Genomic DNA, 17,930 nt, shown 5'->3' on the forward strand with positions numbered 1-17,930 from the left:
ATGAAGATAAAAATAAAAACCACAACACTGCTACTTAGCGGTTTTGCAGCACTATATACCTGCACGGCAGCAGCACAGATACAGGTATCCTTAAATGAAAACCCCTTTGGTCCGGCCAAATCGGTAAAAACGGCGATCCAACAGGAGTTACAGAATATCGCTCGCTATACGCGAAACGAGGGCGACGAGCTTGTACACCGAATAGCACAAAAGGAGGGGGTCGATCCCGAGCAGATTATTGTCGGCGAGATGTTGGATCTGCTGGGCGTAACGCTAGCCCTAAAGGCGGGCCCCGGTTCAGAATTTATATATACCGTACCGGGGTATCCGGCATTGGTTAATGGGGCAGCACGTGTTGGCGGTAAGGTGATTGAGGTGCCCTTAACCGAACATCTTGAAAACGATTTATCTGGAATTGCGGCTAAAGTAAATGCAAAAACAGCAGCAGTATTTCTGGTTAATCCGCACAACCCATCGGGCACAGTTTCGGATAGTAAGGCCTTTCATAAGTTTATACACGAGGTATCAAAAACTGCATTGGTCATTGTCGATGAGGCCTACCTGGAGTTTGCCGATCAGTATAAGGAGCGCACTGCACTACAAAACATCAAAGACGGCGACCAGGTGCTGGTCTTCCGAACCTTTGCTAAAGCCTATGCTTTAGCGGGCCTTTCCATTGGCTACGCCATAGCACCCAAAGGCATAGCAAAGTACCTGAAAGCACAAGGTTTGGGCAGTACCCACGACCTTAACCGCTTGTCGATCGCCGCCGCAAAAGCCTCCTTAGCCGATACGACCTACATCAGCGAAGTGTACAGACAAGTTAACCAAGAGCGCACTTTATGGCATAAGTTTCTGGAGCAGCAGCACTTAAAACACAGTGCTTCCCAAGGCAATTTTGTGTTCTTTGATGCGCAGGTACCGCATGATAAAATTGCAGGATACCTCCAGGACCATGGTATACAAACGGGGCGTCAGTTTGCGCCTTATCATACCTGGATCCGTATAAGTATTGGTTTACCCGAGGAGAATCGTAAAATTCAAGATCTGCTAAAGGAATTCTATAAGCAGTAAATAAAGAAAAGCATATAGCAGCCATGGCTGCTAGCTATTATCGAGCGCTACCTAAATCCAGGTAGCGCTTTTTATATGCAGGCTGTCTTCGCCTCACATTCAAACATTTCGGCAATGGAGTGTCACAGCCGAGGGCTAGGTTCTGGCCTTGTGTTGGTTAGTTATGTTGTCCTTTTTAACCCTATTCATTTTGGCGGAAATTAATGCAACAAGTAAAAAGCCATTTTTCTTCACGCTACTGTTGTTGGAGACAATTTTTTGGGCTCTTATTTTTTGTAGCCTATTTAATTAAATTTTTACGCTGCCATTACAATTGCTTGTTTTAACAACCGGAAATAATGGAAACACTTATTTTTTTAGGGGTCATGCAAATGTCAAAGCGATACAGCGTGCGTCTTTTTACCAACCATTGGAACCTTCCTGTCTTTCTATCGGTTTGAAGTCAATCTATTTTTGTGACCATAAAAAAATTAAAGGAAACATATGAATTTAAAGCGCTGTCTAAAGACGATTGCAGGTTTTGGTATGCTCTTGGGCATTATCTCCTGCCAGAGCAAAGCGACAACACCACAGCAAGTACAAGCACCGGAGGTATCCGTTACCCAGGTAAAAGCCGGAGAGGGTGAGGTAAAAAATACCTATGCCGCTTCCATTGAAGGAACAATGAATATTGAAGTTCGTCCGCAAACTTCAGGGTATTTAAGTAAAATTTATGTCGACGAGGGCGCTTATGTACGTGCCGGACAACCCTTATTTCAGATCGACGAACGCCCTTTTGTTGAGCAGTTTAAGACGGCAAAAGCTGCTGTGGCAGTAGCGGAGGCGAATCTTCGTAATGTGAAAATCGATTTGGATCGTAAAGTAGAGTTGGTCGACAATAAGATTGTATCTGATTTACAGGTAACGCAAGCTACGGCATCTTTTGAAGCAGCAAAAGCGAGTTTAGAGCAGGCTAAAGCTGCCATGAATGCGGCGAAAATAAATGTAGATTTTTGCTTGATTAAGGCGCCAGTTTCAGGGTACATCGGCCGTATTCCTTATCGCTTAGGAAGCTTGGTAAGCGCGGCATCGGTGGAACCGTTGACCTTATTGACGGATATAAACCAGGTGTACGCTTATTTCAGCATGAGTGAGGGCGATTTCGCAAACTTCCAGGATATGCAGGCCAGTGGAAAATCAGCACCTGTTTCTTTGGTATTAGCGAATGATAAAGCCTATGAACATGCAGGAACAATCGATGCCATTACCGGGCAGTTTGATAAAAATACAGGTTCAATTTCTATACGTGCGAAATTTGTAAATCCGGATAAAAAGCTAAGAGCTGGAAATACCGGAAGAATAGAAATGGTACAGCATTTAGACCATGTGGTTATGGTGCCTATTCGTTCTACAATTGCTGTTCAGGATAAAATTTATGTTTTTAAACTGGACAAAGAAAATAAAGCGCAGCAAACAGAGATTGAGGTGGTAGGAAAAACCTTGGATGATTATTATGTGCATGCAGGTGTGCAAGAGGGAGAGACTATTATTGTTGGCGGACTAGGTTTCGTGAAACCGGGTATGGCGGTAAGCCCTAAAAAATAGGACCATATATTATAGTCTTATTAGGAATACAAGGTCACATCTTATTTATTATATATGCTTAAAAAAATTATAAAACGGCCCGTTTTGGCAACCGTTATATCTATTCTACTGGTTATTCTGGGGGTGGTATCCATGATATCCCTGCCGATAACCAAGTTTCCAGAGATTGCACCGCCAACGGTAACCGTTATGGCGACCTATCCTGGAGCGAGTGCCGAGGTTATCGCAAAATCTGTAGCACCTCCGTTGGAGAATGCCATTAATGGGGTTGAAAATATGGACTACCTAACGTCTACGGCAAGTAACGATGGTAGTTTATCGGTAAACGTGGTATTTAAATTGGGAACAGACCCCGATCAAGCGGCCGTAAACGTGCAGAATAGGGTAGCGCAGGCTACCAGTATGCTGCCTGCTGAGGTGAACCAGATTGGTGTTATTACCATGAAGCGCCAGAATAGTATGGTGGCCATGGTTACCTTGTATGCCGATGGCAAGGGTATGGATGAGCTCTTTATTGAGAACTATGCCAAAATTAACATTGTACCCGAGTTAAAACGTATTGCCGGTGTGGGTGATGCTATGGTTTTTGGTAACAAAGACTATTCGATGCGGGTATGGTTAGACCCACAAAAAATGGCGGCGTATGCGATTACACCACAGGAAGTGGCGGGCGCTATACAGGCACAAAATAAAGATGCTGCGCCGGGAAAATTCGGCGAAAGCTCTAAAGAGGCTATTGAATATACCATCCGCTACCAGGGTAAATATACCGAACCTGCACAGTATGAAAATATTATTCTACGTGCGCATAGCGATGGTTCTACTTTGCTGTTAAAAGATATCTCGCGTATTGAGTTTGGCTCGTATACCAATACCGTAACGACAAACTATGACAGTAAGCCTGCTATTATGGTGGCCCTGTTCCAAACTGCGGGATCGAATGCCAATGCGGTAGAAATAGCGATGAACAAGCGTTTGGAGGAGCTGTCGGCGTCATTCCCGCCGGGTTTAAAATACAATGTACCGTATAGTTCGAAGGAGTCATTAGACCAATCCATCGAACAGGTGGTGAGCACCTTGATCGAGGCTTTTATCCTGGTTTTTATTGTGGTATTTATATTCTTACAAGATTTTAGATCTACCTTAATTCCAGCGATTGCCGTACCCGTATCTATTGTAGGTACATTCTTCTTTATGCAGCTATTTGGGTTCTCCATCAACTTACTTACGCTCTTTGCCTTGGTACTGGCGATAGGTATTGTGGTCGACGACGCTATTGTGGTAGTCGAAGCGGTACATGCCAAAATGGAGAAGAAGAAAATGAATGCCCGCTCGGCAACCATGTCGGCCATGAGCGAGATTACGGGTGCTATTATTTCCATTACCTTGGTGATGTCGGCAGTATTTATTCCGGTAGCCTTTATGGACGGCCCTACGGGTGTATTCTACCAGCAATTTGCATTAACATTGGCCATGGCGATTCTTATTTCTGCGGTGAACGCCCTTACGTTAAGTCCGGCCTTATGTGCGATTTTACTGAAACAGCATGACCACCATGCGGATGGGAAAAAGACTTCTTTTAAAGATCGCTTCTTTGCGGGTTTTAATGCGGGTTTTGATAAGATTACAAAGCGTTACGCGAAGTCTATTATTTTCTTGGTGAAACGTAAATCTGTAGCCATTGCCGGATTAGTATTGTTTATTGGTTTGTTTGTTTATGCCTTCCAATCGACGCCTACTGGTTTTATCCCAGATGAGGATCAAAGCTTCCTGATGGTATTGGCAAACGACCCTCCAGGGGCATCGCTAAACCGCAGTAGCCAAAACTTGAAAACCGCAGAGAGCATGCTGCGGGATCACCCTGCTATTGAAAGTATCATCAATATTTCGGGGTTAAACATGATGAGTTTCAGTACTTCATCTTCTGCAGGAGCGTTGATGTTGCGGCTAAAACCTTTGAAAGAACGTGGTGAGGTGAAGGATATCAATCAGTTGATTGGCGCCTTTCAAGGTATTCTTGCGGCGCAGGATCAAACGAGCTTCCTGGTTGCCGGGATGCCAACCGTTCCGGGATTCGGTAATACCTCGGGCTTAGAGGTGGTATTGCAGGATCGTAACTCGGGAACTTTGTCTGCCTTTAACGATGTATCGAACAGCTTTGTGGGCGCATTAATGGGTAGACCTGAAGTAGCTTTTGCCTTCACAACATTTAACGCTAGTTTTCCACAATACGAGATTAAGGTAAACGAAGGTTTGGCGAAGCAGCTTAGCCTGGATGTGGGGGATGTGCTGTTTGCCATGCAGGCGTATTATGGTAGTATGCAGGCCTCGGATTTCAACCGCTTTGGAAAATACTATCGCGTGGTGATGCAATCTGACCCGGCTTTCCGTGCAGATCCGCAGTCGATCGAAAAAATAAGTGTTAAAAATAAACTCGGACAGATGGTGCCGATTAAGTCGGTAGTTAACTTAATACCTGTATCAGGTCCTGAAAATGTGGAACACTTTAACCTTTTCAACGCCATTAATTTAACAATTATGCCGGCACCGGGTTTCAGTACTGGCCAAGCCATGGCGGCCATAGAAGAGGTTAGCAAATCATCATTACCCCAAGGATATACCATAGATTGGAAAGGTATGAGCCGTGAAGAACGGGCAGCATCGGGTCAGACTGCCATCATATTTGGGTTGTGTATTGTGTTTGTATACTTTTTGTTATCTGCTCAATATGAAAGCTACATCCTTCCATTTGCCGTACTATTAGCCATTCCAGTAGGGCTGCTAGGTGTATTCTGGGGTATTTCTATCGGTGGGTTATCCAACAATATTTATGTGCAGGTTGCGCTCGTCATGTTGATCGGTCTATTGGCCAAGAATGCTATCCTGATTATCGAGTTTGCCCTGCAGCGCCGGAAGGCGGGTAAACCGTTGGCAGCCGCAGCAATCGAAGGTGCCAAAGCACGTCTACGCCCTATCTTAATGACATCTTTAGCGTTTATCGCCGGTCTATTGCCGCTGTTGAATGCCGTAGGTCCATCGGCTATCGGTAACCACTCTATTGGTTATGCGGCGGTATTCGGAATGTTGGTTGGTACCGTATTGGGGGTATTTTTTACACCGGTATTGTTTGTTATTTTCCAGTATATCCAAGAGCGTGTACGGGGCAAGGAAATAGACCCGAAAGACTGGGAATATGAAGAGGAAACTGCGCTGTAGACCTAAGGTTCAACAGGGTGGATGCCAGAAATATATAAAAATAGAATACAGTAAACTATGACAAAGTCTAATAAAATAAAAGTGTTTGGAGTCTGCTCTGCCGTGCTGCTTTTAGCAGGCTGCGGAACAAGCAAAAAACTGCCGGATTTGCAGCAGCGGGATCTCCCTGCTGCATTTACGCACAGTTCGCCCGTACTGCAGCTGGATACGACAGCAAATATTGCGGAGCTTCCTTATCAGGCATTTTTTCAAGATAAATACCTGCTGGCGCTAATCGACAGTGGGTTGAACCGCAACAACAATATGCAGGTGGCTTTAAAGCAGATTGAAATTGCACAGGAAGCACTTAAGCAGGTGAAATGGGGTTACCTGCCTACCGCTTCCTTATCTGTGGGTACCGCAAATATTACCCGTCCTTCCAACAATAGTATGAATGGTATGATGGCCAGTCAGTTTTTGGGTAAATCCTATATGGAGGATTATTCTACAACCTTAACGGTAGCATGGGAAGCTGATATTTGGGGTAAGATAAAAAGCCAAAAAGCAGGTGCTCTCGCAGGTTACCTCCAAACGCAGGAGGCCATGAACACGGTGCGTACGGGTTTAATCGCTGGCATTGCACAGGGTTATTACAACTTGTTAATGTTTGATCAGCAGAAGGTTATAAGTGAGCAGAATTTAGCTATCTTGGATAGTACCCTGCAAATTACTAAGGTGCAGCAGCGCTTAGGTTTAACGAATTCATTGGCGGTGCAGCAATTGGAAAATAGCCGCGATAATTTGTCTAAAGCTATTCGTATTATCGACGAGAATAGTGCGGTACAACAGTATGCGTTGCATGCCCTTACTGGCCGTATGCCAATCAATATCGGCGAGCGTGGCCGCTTAACGGAAATTGAAGGTAGATCGGCTTTTGCTACGGGGGTACCTGCCGAATTGGTGAGCCGTCGCCCGGATGTAAAACAGGCGGAGTTTGCCTTCCTACGTTCCGTTACGGATGTTAAAGTGGCGCGTGCTAATATGTATCCTGCGCTACGAATTACGGCACAGGGTGGTTTAAATGCCTTTGTTGCCAGCAACTGGTTTAATGTTCCGGGCTCTTTGTTTGCCCTAGTTTCCGGGTCTATAACCCAACCGATATTGCAAGGACGGCAGTTGAAAACGGCCTACAACCAAGCGGGGATACGCGTAGAGCAAACCGAGCTGCAGTTTAAGGAATCGGTATTGCAGGCGGTAACGGAGGTGTCTACAATTTTGGAGAAGATCTCTTCGTTGCAAGATCAGCAGGATTTTAATGATAAGCTGGTGCAACGCAACCAGGAGCTGATTCACCAAGCGAAGATTCTCTTTAAGAATGATATGGCAACCTATTTGGAAATCCTTGCTGCACAGCAATCCAAATTGCAGGCCGAGCTCGATCAGATGATGGTTAAAAGCCAGCTGCTTTATGCTGAGGTCGCGCTATATAGAGCGCTAGGTGGCGGTGTACAATAAGACAATAAAATAATAAAAAAGCGTTATTAAAGGATTGGTAATGACGATAGAAGAAGGGTTTATCGGTAGAGCGCTGGCCGATGTGCGACCATTAATCCAACAGAAAGGTTTTAAGGCCATTCGTGTAAAGGATATTTTGGAGACCATGCAGGTATCGCAGAGTAAGTTCTTTAATTATTTTGGTAGTATATACGGGCTGTTTGCACTTGTAATGCATGATGAATTGTTGAAGTGTTATACTTTTGTGCACGACAAAACTAAGCGCCTGGATAAGGTGAACTTTTTGCTGTTACAGTTTCGGCGCTATAAGATGAATTTTGTGAACGACAATGCCATTCTGCAGGATTATTTTACAAACGAAAAGTTGTTTACACGGCGTTTTGATGTGTTGAAGAAAACAGTACAGCAGTCGGAAAAACATCTTTTGAATGAATTTTTACAAAACTTTGTTCTTTCTGAAGATGATGTATTGTATTTTAAAAAGAGTATTCTGAATTTTAATGGATAACCATGGTACAACAAATTGCACGCGTTACCTTTAAGGATCATTTAGACCAGCATATTGGTCATCGGCTGTACGACGGGCTGCTCGTGATTCGTGCGTATATAAAGGAATTGGAAACACAGCTTTCCTTGGGTCCGGTGCGGGCTGATAATTTTGGTATATGCCTGATTCGGAAAGGGAGCTTGCGCATTTCCATAAATTTTACTACCTACGAACTGGGGCCCGATGAAGTGATTTTCCTTTCGCCTATGATGGTGGTACAGGTCTTAGCCTTTTCGGAGGATATTGAAATCTGTACGATGCTGACTGATTTTGATCTTTTTCATAAAATTGGCCTCCCGATATACAAGGCCTATACGATGGAATGTGTAGGGCATAAGGGTGAAAATGTGGTTGCTTTCGACCGCATGCAGGCCGAACGTTTCTTTGTGTATTTCAATAACTTGGAGCATCAAAATACCTTGCAGGAGGGGTCGATGTTTCAGGTGGAAATTATTAAGATGACCTTAATGTTGCTGTTCTATGAAACAAGTGCCAAAATCAGTGGTAATGTAGCCAAGAAGAGTGTGAATTTCGAACATAAAAACCGGCTGGTATTAAACTTTTTAAACCTTGCAGCCAAGCATTTTAAAGTAAACCGCTCGGTGCAGTTTTATGCCGACCAGTTGTTTATCTCGAGGAAGCACTTAAGTAGGGTAGTGAAGGAGGTTACCGGCTTAGGGCCAAAGGTTATCCTGGACGAAATTGTTGTGTCGGAAGCCGTTATGCTCTTAAATGTTTCCAGCATGACGGTGAAAGACGTGATGAACGAGCTCGGCTTCTCTGATTTCGGAACTTTTAGTAAGTTTTTTAAAAGTTACTTGGGCAAATCTCCATTGGCTTATCGAAACCAGATCGAAGGTAAAGAAATCTCTTAACATCCATATATCGCTAGAAGGTGCCTCTTAAAAAGGGCACCTTTTTTTTTATATCTATTCCTCTAAATCGTTTTTTTCTACTGCTGTAATACGGGCTAATTAGGGTAGATAATTTTTTATTATGCAAAACAAAGCAAAATTGCATAAATTTGCATATGTTTGTGAAAATAAAAAAGCGATATGAATATAAAAATTGAACATATTGGCCTATGGGTTGATAATTTGGAGTTGATGCGTACCTTTTACTGTACCTATTTTGGTTTGGATAGTAGCGACTTATACCTAAATCCCACCACAACATTCAGCTCCTATTTCTTAACATTTGGATTGGGGAATACACGCTTGGAATTAATGCATCGGCCTGATATTCTTGAGGAGCCTGATAAACGGGGTTTCAGCAAAGGGATAGCGCATTTTGCACTAACAGTTGGTGATAAAGATGCGGTACACTTGTTAACAGAAAGGCTCCGGACGGATGGATATACGATTGCCAGTGAACCCCGTACTACTGGCGATGGGTATTATGAAAGTGTGGTATTAGACCCGGAAGGAAATTATGTAGAACTTGCTGCAGCTCATCTTATTGCCTATGCCTAAAGTTTTTGTTTTTGACCTTGGTGGCGTACTCATCGATTGGGATCCTCGGTACCTTTACCAGCATGTATTCGATACGCAAGCAGAAATGGATTTTTTTTTAACGGAGGTCTGCTCGCCTACCTGGAATTTGCAGCAGGATAGGGGCAGGTCTTTTCGGGAGGCTATTGTAGCTTTACAAGCGCAGTACCCGAATTATAGCCGAGAAATAGCCCTGTTTTGGGAGCGTTGGCCAGATATGTTAAAGGGTGAAATTGCGGGTACAGCAAAAATTGTTCAAGCCTTGCAGCAGCATTATCTGGTCTATGCACTGAGCAATTGGTCGGCCGAAACTTTTCCGTTGCTGCAGCAGCATTATGCGTTTATGCGGAATTTTGATGGAATTGTGCTGTCGGGTGAGGAGGGGATGATTAAACCGGAAGCAGGGATTTTTGAGGTTTTACTAAACCGGTATAATTTGCTGCCTCAAGACTGTGTTTTTATAGACGATAACCGAGTAAATGTGGAGATGGCGCTGCAATTGGGCTTTTTGGCTGTACATTTTACAACGGCCGAGGCCTTAGAAAAGGATTTAAGGCACTTGGGTTTTATGTTTTAACCCCGCTATATGCTGGTGTTATTGCAGGGAATAAAAGGAGAAATGTGGATGACCTGTTCTTACGGATAGGGATATTATGCAGGCAAGGTGGGCTGGAAATTTTTAAACACCGCTGCCCTAATCGGTGCTGTAATGCAGTAACATAGGTAGTGGCTGTCTTCTTGGGAAAGACAGCCACTTTACTAGTTTATTTTTTAGCTAAAAGGGGTAAATATTTTTCATAACCTTTAGCTTTCATTTCTTCTTTTGGAATAAATTTTAAGGATGCACTATTGATGCAATACCGTAAGCCCCCTTTATCGGTAGGACCGTCGTTGAAAACATGACCAAGGTGGGCATCTCCAGTTTTACTACGCACCTCAACACGATCCATTCCAAAACTTCGATCGCGTTTTTCGTTTATTAAATTTTCGTTTATGGGCTTCGAGAAACTAGGCCATCCACAGCCCGATTCAAATTTGTCGGTCGATATAAACAAAGGCTCTCCTGTAGTTATATCGACATAAATGCCGTCTTTAAACTCATCGTAGTATTCATTTTGAAAAGCGCGCTCGGTACCGTTATGCTGTGTTACCTCATACTGCAATGGGGTAAGCGTTTTTTTTAAGGTTTCCTGATCGGCTTTTTTAAACGCTGGCGCCTTTTCGGGGTTTGCCTCTCGTGCTATTTTAAATAAATTCGGACCGATATGACAGTATCCGCCTGGATTTTTATCCAAATAATCCTGGTGGTATGTTTCGGCATCGTAAAAGTTTTGTAACGACTTATTTTCTATGGCTACAACTTTATGGATGCTAGCGGCAAGTTCCTTAATCTTTTCGGTAATTAATGGCGCATCGTTGGGGTCTGTATAATAAATTCCTGTTCTATATTGGGTGCCCACATCATTTCCCTGTCTGTTTAAGCTCGTAGGATCAACGGTTTTAAAATATAAATCAATCAATAAATCGAGATCAATTACCGTTGGATCATACACGACTTTCACCGTTTCTGCAAATCCTGAATTGCCCGTCGTAACCTCGCCATACGTAGGATTGGCGGTTTTTCCATTGGCATAACCTACGGCTGTAGCGGTAACACCGCGAACTTGTTTAAAGAAGTGCTCTGTACCCCAGAAGCATCCTCCTGCAAAATATATCTCCCGTTGTGAATCCGTTGTTTTCATGTTTATATGTTCTTTATGTTCCCGAATTATTTTTGTGTTGTTTGTACCTACATTTGCCTGAATGAGCAATATAGCGCATAGGGCTATAACTGCTACAATAATTGTTTTTTTCATACGATGAAACTGCGTTACGCATTTTTAAATTGAAGTAAACCGATACCGAATCCGAGGAATAAAAGATCCTTCAGGATAAAGAAATCGGTTGTCGGAAAACCATCTACTAATTTCCACATATTAGCTGTAGTAAACAAGTAACTTAAGGTCATTAAAAAGATAACAACCATGCCAATACCTGCAAATCGTTTTAATTTTACAAATTTAAGACTTAACAGCAGTAAGCTGGCAACGGTTATTTCTACGCCACCCACGATATTTGATACCCACTGTTCGCTAAATACAGCATACATCCAATACGATAGCGGATGATGCGCGACTAAAGGGCGTATGGCATGGGCTTCTGTTGGGGTAAATTTAAACAGGCCGATCCAGAACAGGATAAGCGCTGAACTTGCTAAAATAAGATAGTATCCATAGCTGTTTACTACCAGTTGCGGTTGCTTTTTTTTATTGAATTGCATCTCTTGGATTTTTTAAAATTGTGTTTACTAAACCAAATACAACCGTTTAGTCGTTAAACTTTAAAAATCCTGACAGCAAAAGCTCTTATTTTTTTAAACTTTCTTTAAGCCTTAATTTAAGGCCTTCTAAATCAATGTCAAATTCTTTTTTGTGGGCTTCTTTTTTTCGCAATATGCGATCAAGAATAGCGAGTTTAGCGCTGTATGCTGTACAGTAAGCACAAATTTTAAGGTGCATACCTAAGCGCAGCTGCTGTATGGGGGAGAGCATGCCTGCATTACGCCTCTCTAACAGCAGCGTAGCCTTGCTGCATGGCAACACGAAAAAATGAATAATTTTTTTAATCATACAGTTACTTTTGCGGATTAAACCAGTTTATATCCAAACATTGCCGAAGCTGCAAACGACTGCGCTGTAGAATTTTCCATAGATTAGTCGTGCTGATGCCAATTTCCTGACATACTTCTTTTGCTTTTTTTTCTTGCAGATAGTATAATTGGAGTGGGATTTTCCAACGTGCCGGCAATTCCTCCAGGCAGTGGTCGAGGGCTGCTGAAAAATCGAGGTTATTTAATAAAACTTCCGCTTCATTCCAGTCTTGCAATACCCGTATATCTTCCTTCCAGGAACCTGTTTCGTCAAAAAACTGATCCAGTCGTATGGTCGTACTTTTCTTATACTTCTTACGGTACAGATCGGCAACCTTATGGTTTAATATTTGCATGAGCCAGGTTTTAGGTTGGCTGTCATTACGGTACGATGCATAACCCTCCAGTGCAGCGAGGAAAACCTCCTGCAGCAGGTCTTCCGCCTCTGCAGGATCCGACAGCAGATACAGCGCCCTTGCGTAGAGTGCCGCACTATACGCGTCTATCCATTGGGTTATTGTTGTTGATACATCCTGCTGCATACATTTATCGGCTAAAGCATTCAAATATATAGAAATAGCGCAATTAATTTTAAAATCAATTTTTACGGTACGCATTAAATATCTACCTTGGCACTCAGTTTATAGGTATAATGTGGGAGTTTTATAGATGGCATTGCCCCTCTGTTATGCCCGCATTAGGCTGAAGTATATAATTTTATTTTCAATCGGCGGACCTATCTTTCTACAATAATCCGTTGCAAGATACTAATGGAAAAAAGTGATAAAGAGCGATTGGAAGCTGTTGTCGCCAACGATATAGCTGCATTCGAACAACTGTACAAACTGTATTATAAACGCCTCTATATTTTGGCTTTTAAATATATGAACGATGAAAGCGTTGCCGAAGAAATAGTGAATGATGTTTTTATGAAGCTGTGGAAGGATGCTGGCCAGTTAACCATACAACAATCCCTGTCGGGATATTTGTCTCGCTGTGTTATAAACCGCGCTTTAACGCTTCTTAAAAATCAAAAGCTGCAGGCAGCGCAGCAAACCTCCTATTGGCAGGCTGGCGTAGATGCAGAGGATGCCGATGCAGTGGATATTGCTGCGCTACTGGAAAAGAAATTGCTGCACCTCGAGATGGCCATAGAATCGCTGCCTGCACAGTGCAAAAAGGTGCTTATCATGAGCAAGTTTGAAAAACGTAAACAACAAGCTATTGCCGACAACTTAGGCATTTCTATAAAAACGGTAAAAAATCACCTTAGTTTAAGTTATGCTAAAATTCGGGTGTATTTTGAGGAGCATAAACTTATTTCGGTATTTTTTGCATTTTTACATTTTGCTATTGGGACTTTTTGGATGTTTCGTAATCATTAAGGTATGGAGAAGCTAGATTTCAACGAAGTACCTTACCATTTAATTGTTGAGGACTTAGAAAATACAATATCCGCAGCGGATAAAAAACAGCTGGAACGTTGGATTGACGCTTCAGCGGATCATGCACAGCGCTATCAGGAGGCGTTAGTTATGCTGCAGCAGCTGGAGCTGTTGGGGGAGTATAAGCGGGTATCTGCCGATGCCGCTTGGCAGAAATTTCAACCGGCCTTATCTCCGTCGCCAGCTATCAAACATCCGGTAGTTTCTTCGCCGAAGATTGCTGTGTGGCGCCGTTGGGCCGTGGCGGCAGCGCTAATTTTAGGCTTGCTGTTTGCAGCTTTGTATTATTATCATAGGCCGGTAGCTACGCTGCTGCTAACAGCGCAAAAGCAGGGACGGCAAATTACACTACCCGATGGTTCCATTTTAGTGTTAGCCGAGAATACAGTGGTTTCCTATAATGCGCGAAATTTTAGAGGGAACCGTAAAATTACCCTTAAGCAGGGTAAGATATTTGTGGATATTAAAGGCGGACTGAAGGATGCTCCTTTCGAAATTGAAGCTGCTGATATTCTTATTAAAGACATCGGTACAAGCTTTGACGTGCAGGTAGATTCGGCAAAGGTGGAGGTTAATGTTGCTACCGGAGTTGTGGAAATGCGCCATCCTTATGCGGCGGAGGATAAGGCTAAATTGTTGGTTAACGCCAATGAAAAGGGAGTTTACGATCGTGAAACTGCCCGTTTACACCGCAGCACAATTGTAAACCCTAATTTTAAATCCTGGCACGACAAGAGGCTTAAGTATACCGAGGCATCGTTAGCACAGATTGCTGCAGATTTAAAGCAGATTTATTATGTCGATGTGGCCTTTGCCGATGAGCGCCTTAAAAGCAGAACATGGGGTGGTTATTTTGACCATAAAAGCGTAGACGAAATTGTACACGCTATAGCTGCAGCGCTGCAATTGCGTGTAGAAAAAAATGGAGACAGGTACATTTTTTCTAATACCTATTAAATAAAAGTTAAAACAGTTGTATAGGAGTTTATGGTTGTAAAAATCGTCCATTTCATTTTTTTTGTTCTGGTTTTTACAACGGCATTTGGACAAGAGAAACTCCCTGCAAGATATATCGATATCAGGTTTGATCAGGTGGGTTTGAATGAGGCTTTTACCCTTTTTTCAGAGCATAGTAACTTATCGTTGTCGTACGACGCTAAATTGCTCCCAGCGGATGTACGGGTGAAAAGGTCTTTTGTACATGCACCTATAGAAACGGTGTTGGCGTTTTTATTGAGTAAGGCCAACCTAACCTACAGCTATGCTCAGGATATTGTTATTCTTTTGCCCGAAAAAAAGACTTTTACCATCAGCGGACGCGTTAAAGATATGTCCTCGAATGAGGATTTAATAGGTGCTACTATTCGTTTATCGCCGGGAAATTACACTGTTAATACCAATAATTACGGTTTTTTTTCGATCAGTATTCCCGAAGGTGATTATCAGCTCCGTGTAAGCCATCTTTCCTATGAACCGAAGAGTTTGCCAATTGCGCTACATAGCCATATGGAGCATATCGCCTTGGACATGCTGCTGCGGCAACAAAATTTGGCTGAGGTTGTGGTAGATGCTGCAGATAGCTATTCCGACTCTGTATCGCATTCCTCCACGACGGTTAAAATGCAGTGGTTAAAGAAACAGCGGATGCCGTATTATAAAGGAGAGGTGGATGTCATTAAAGGCTTACAGATGGAACCTGGGGTTTCCGCCGTACACGACGGCAGCGACCATATGTTTATCCGCGGCGGTAATAAAGACCATAATCTTATTATGATGGATGAAGCTATTATTTATAATACAGGGCATTTATTTGGGCTGAATTCTATTTTTAATCCCGACGCTATCAATAATATAGACCTTTATAAGGATGCTTTACCGGCAAATTTTGGCGGTCGTTTATCGTCGGTCGTGGATGTGCGTACGGCAGAAGGAAACAGTAAAACGACAAAATCGTGGGTGGGGGTTAGTTTGCTGGCAACGCGCTTTGGTCTGGAGGGACCGATTGTTAAAGATAAGAGTTCTTTTATACTTACATCCCGAAGCTCGTACTTAAATTTATTAAACAAAGACTATAAGCTTTTTGGTTTAAAGGGGCAGTATTTAGATATTAACGGCAAAGTAAACTATACCTTCTCTGAAAAGGACAAGCTGTATTATTCTTTGTATGCGGGGAATGATCAGGTCGATGCACCGAATGGTTTTGTTAACAGCTGGGGTAATATTACCTCGACCTTACGGTGGAATCATTTGTTTAATTCTAAGTTGTTTCTGAACCTTTCTGTAGTATTCAGCGATTATAAAAATAGATTGACCTTGGATAATGATAGCATGGAAAATCGCAATATTTGGACTACAGGAATTCAGGACCTTACGTTGAAGGGCGATTTTACGTATTATAAAAACCCTCGCGTTCAGTATCAGTTTGGGTTTAATAGTATTCAGCATTCTTTTATTCCTGGCGAGTCTTCGGATAGGCAAAACAACAGCAATCCTAGAAGTTATGCCAATGAGCATGCCCTGTATTTTCGAGGTAAACAAACCTTGAATGCCCAGCTAAAAATAGATTATGGATTACGTTTAAGTGCTTTTCAGCGCATTAAAAGAGCATTCCTAGCGCTTAAAGACCCTGCTGCTGCTCCTCTGCGCAACAAGGGTTATTACGACCCCTACTTTAGTACGGTACACCTTGAACCGCGTATGGTATTGCGGTACCAGCACAATGAAAAGCTGGCCTTCCATATGGGCTATGCACATAACGTTCAATACTTGCAATTGCTACAGAACGACGAGCTGGCGTATTCCTCCTTGGAAACTTGGATTCCAAGCAGTAGCCAAATAAAGCCACAGCAAGCCCATAACTTTAATGTGGGGGTAAAACGACTGAAGCCCAATGGAAGCTTCAGCGTTAATGGTTATTATAAATTCTTAAACCATCAGCTGCAGCTGGCCAATGAAGCGCAGCTGATTTTAAACCCTAAAGTAGAAGATCAGCTGCGCTTCGGCAGCGGCAGAGCGTATGGTCTGGAGTTGCTGTACGAATGGCATCGCGATAAAATGGATTTAAACGTAAGTTATACCTGGTCGAGGGCCTTACGCAAGATTGATGGGGTTAACAAGGGAAGGACTTTCAGTGCCAATTATGATATTCCACATAGCACCAAATTGCAGGCTTTGTATCAGTTAACCAAGCGCATTCATATTTCATCTTTTTTTACCGTTATGACAGGGCGTCCGGCACGTTTTCCTATTGGTTATTATGAAAATAACGGCTTGAAAGTGCCCATTTACGATAACCATTACCAGTTTAGAATGCCTATTTACCATCGTTTAGATTTGGGCGCCGAATGGCGCGTGGGGCAGCTGATGATTGCAAAACGGCAGAGTACGCATCTGCTTCGTTTTAATGTGAATAATGTATATAATAATAAGTATCCTTTGGTTATTAAGTTAAGTCAGTCGGATGCTACGGACCATGTTTATGAGGAGAAACGCTTTACTGGCACAACGCTAGGGGTGAATTATACAGTTAAATTTTAACCATGAAAAAAATAGGGCTTATGCTTTCCGGATTCATGTTGCTTCTTACGGCTTGTAAAAAGCAGTACGATTGGCCCGAGGACCCTGTTTATGATGTAATCGTAGAGGGGGGAATCAGCACCTTAGATACGCTGCAGTATATTAAGTTGAGTAAACCTATTATGTTTTATGACACCGAAATACAACAGATTCACGATGCCGAGGTTATGCTCTTTGATGGAAAGGAAACCATAAGATTTAAGGAAATAGATTCTTCGGGTATATATACCGGTATTGTAAAAAATAATAAAAACTTTAATCAGGCTTACCATTTAAAGGTTACCTACAACGAGAAGGTATACGAGGCTGTCGATACCCTACGTAAAATTGTTAGCGAGCGCCCTCAAAATAAGCTAAAGATAGAACGCAAAGGCAATCAGGTACAACTAAGTTATCCGAAGCATGTTTTCGGAACGCAATATCCAGGACGATTTTTAATTCAGAAAGCCCCTTCAACCTGGCTGCCCCTTGCTGGGCAAAATACATACCACTACAGCTACAAACATACCTTTGGAACACCCAATGCCTTAGGGTCCAGTATTTCGCCCTATATTACGCAAAACTTCAGTGCACAAGATAGCCTAGATTTATATACCTTTTCTATGTCCATGGGCTATGCCAAATACCTCTATCAACTTTTTCAGGAAACCGACTGGAAGGGGCTGTTATCGCCAATGCCTGCGAATATAAACGGTAATATCAGCGGCAATGCCAGTGGTTACTTCTACGCTATCGATGCACACCGCTATCGCATTAAAGTGAAGGATTTTGGTAGTCGCACTAATTAGGGAACCGGGGCATATAGTTTTTTGGGA

The 17,930-nt window shown here is 42.7% G+C and carries 16 protein-coding genes and 1 pseudogene; 12 read left to right on the top strand and 5 right to left on the bottom strand.

All coding sequences use genetic code 11. The annotated features are described in order from the left end of the window. The 8 genes from ACL9RF_RS03265 to ACL9RF_RS03300 all read left to right on the top strand — a co-directional run bounded on the left by ACL9RF_RS03265 (position 1) and on the right by ACL9RF_RS03300 (position 9,982). A complete protein-coding gene (locus ACL9RF_RS03265) occupies positions 1 to 1,074 on the top strand; it encodes a pyridoxal phosphate-dependent aminotransferase (RefSeq protein ID WP_422799160.1) in 1,074 nt (357 codons plus the stop codon). A gap of 483 nt (positions 1,075 to 1,557) precedes the next feature. After that, positions 1,558 to 2,658 (top strand): efflux RND transporter periplasmic adaptor subunit, encoded by a 1,101-nt coding sequence (locus ACL9RF_RS03270; protein ID WP_422799161.1) that lies wholly within the window; start codon positions 1,558 to 1,560, stop codon positions 2,656 to 2,658. Between the two features lie 54 nt (positions 2,659 to 2,712). Next, complete coding sequence (locus ACL9RF_RS03275) at positions 2,713 to 5,874, top strand: efflux RND transporter permease subunit (protein WP_422799162.1); 3,162 nt, start codon at positions 2,713 to 2,715, stop codon at positions 5,872 to 5,874. Positions 5,875 to 5,931: 57 nt separating this feature from the next. After that, positions 5,932 to 7,368, top strand: coding sequence for a TolC family protein (locus tag ACL9RF_RS03280; protein ID WP_422799163.1), 1,437 nt, complete (start codon positions 5,932 to 5,934; stop codon positions 7,366 to 7,368). A gap of 40 nt (positions 7,369 to 7,408) precedes the next feature. After that, the gene (locus tag ACL9RF_RS03285; protein WP_422799164.1) at positions 7,409 to 7,876 is read left to right on the top strand and encodes a TetR/AcrR family transcriptional regulator; all 468 of its coding nucleotides are present in this window, start codon (positions 7,409 to 7,411) and stop codon (positions 7,874 to 7,876) included. A gap of 2 nt (positions 7,877 to 7,878) precedes the next feature. Further along, positions 7,879 to 8,790 (top strand): AraC family transcriptional regulator, encoded by a 912-nt coding sequence (locus ACL9RF_RS03290; RefSeq protein WP_422799165.1) that lies wholly within the window; start codon positions 7,879 to 7,881, stop codon positions 8,788 to 8,790. 180 nt (positions 8,791 to 8,970) lie between these two features. Further along, complete coding sequence (locus tag ACL9RF_RS03295; RefSeq protein WP_422799166.1) at positions 8,971 to 9,387, top strand: VOC family protein; 417 nt, start codon at positions 8,971 to 8,973, stop codon at positions 9,385 to 9,387. Continuing rightward, a complete protein-coding gene (locus tag ACL9RF_RS03300; protein ID WP_422799167.1) occupies positions 9,380 to 9,982 on the top strand; it encodes an HAD family hydrolase in 603 nt (200 codons plus the stop codon). The genes ACL9RF_RS03295 and ACL9RF_RS03300 overlap by 8 nt, the downstream gene beginning before the upstream one ends. A 187-nt stretch (positions 9,983 to 10,169) precedes the next feature. Here ACL9RF_RS03300 and msrB read toward each other — a convergent pair whose 3' ends face one another. The 5 genes and pseudogenes from msrB to ACL9RF_RS03325 form a co-directional block, all read right to left on the bottom strand. Further along, positions 10,170 to 10,649 carry a peptide-methionine (R)-S-oxide reductase MsrB gene (msrB, locus tag ACL9RF_RS03305; RefSeq protein ID WP_422799980.1) on the bottom strand — a complete coding sequence of 160 codons (480 nt, stop codon included), beginning with the start codon at positions 10,647 to 10,649 and terminating at the stop codon, positions 10,170 to 10,172. A gap of 33 nt (positions 10,650 to 10,682) precedes the next feature. Further along, positions 10,683 to 11,261 (bottom strand): annotated as a pseudogene (msrA, locus tag ACL9RF_RS03310) (peptide-methionine (S)-S-oxide reductase MsrA); the annotation flags it as partial. Positions 11,262 to 11,275: 14 nt separating this feature from the next. Beyond that, positions 11,276 to 11,725: a DUF417 family protein gene (locus tag ACL9RF_RS03315; protein ID WP_422799168.1), complete on the bottom strand. Its 450-nt coding sequence runs from the start codon at positions 11,723 to 11,725 to the stop codon at positions 11,276 to 11,278. A gap of 85 nt (positions 11,726 to 11,810) precedes the next feature. Then, the gene (locus ACL9RF_RS03320) at positions 11,811 to 12,074 is read right to left on the bottom strand and encodes a hypothetical protein (RefSeq protein ID WP_422799169.1); all 264 of its coding nucleotides are present in this window, start codon (positions 12,072 to 12,074) and stop codon (positions 11,811 to 11,813) included. A 4-nt stretch (positions 12,075 to 12,078) separates the two neighbouring features. After that, positions 12,079 to 12,636, bottom strand: a complete 558-nt coding sequence (locus tag ACL9RF_RS03325; RefSeq protein WP_422799170.1) for a sigma-70 family RNA polymerase sigma factor — start codon at positions 12,634 to 12,636, stop codon at positions 12,079 to 12,081. Positions 12,637 to 12,864: 228 nt separating this feature from the next. Between ACL9RF_RS03325 and ACL9RF_RS03330 the strand changes: the two genes are divergently transcribed. Genes ACL9RF_RS03330 through ACL9RF_RS03345 form a run of 4 tightly spaced genes read left to right on the top strand, consistent with a single transcriptional unit; the run spans position 12,865 to position 17,903 of the window. Then, entirely contained in the window at positions 12,865 to 13,479 is a 615-nt protein-coding gene (locus tag ACL9RF_RS03330; protein WP_422799171.1) for an RNA polymerase sigma-70 factor, read from the top strand. A 3-nt stretch (positions 13,480 to 13,482) separates the two neighbouring features. After that, positions 13,483 to 14,496: a FecR family protein gene (locus ACL9RF_RS03335; protein WP_422799172.1), complete on the top strand. Its 1,014-nt coding sequence runs from the start codon at positions 13,483 to 13,485 to the stop codon at positions 14,494 to 14,496. Positions 14,497 to 14,526: 30 nt separating this feature from the next. After that, positions 14,527 to 17,076: a TonB-dependent receptor gene (locus tag ACL9RF_RS03340; RefSeq protein WP_422799173.1), complete on the top strand. Its 2,550-nt coding sequence runs from the start codon at positions 14,527 to 14,529 to the stop codon at positions 17,074 to 17,076. Between the two features lie 2 nt (positions 17,077 to 17,078). Beyond that, the gene (locus ACL9RF_RS03345) at positions 17,079 to 17,903 is read left to right on the top strand and encodes a hypothetical protein (RefSeq protein WP_422799174.1); all 825 of its coding nucleotides are present in this window, start codon (positions 17,079 to 17,081) and stop codon (positions 17,901 to 17,903) included. The last annotated feature ends 27 nt before the right edge of the window (positions 17,904 to 17,930 follow it).

The sequence above is a fragment of the Sphingobacterium sp. Mn56C genome, assembly GCF_049319645.1.
Lineage (GTDB): Bacteria > Bacteroidota > Bacteroidia > Sphingobacteriales > Sphingobacteriaceae > Sphingobacterium.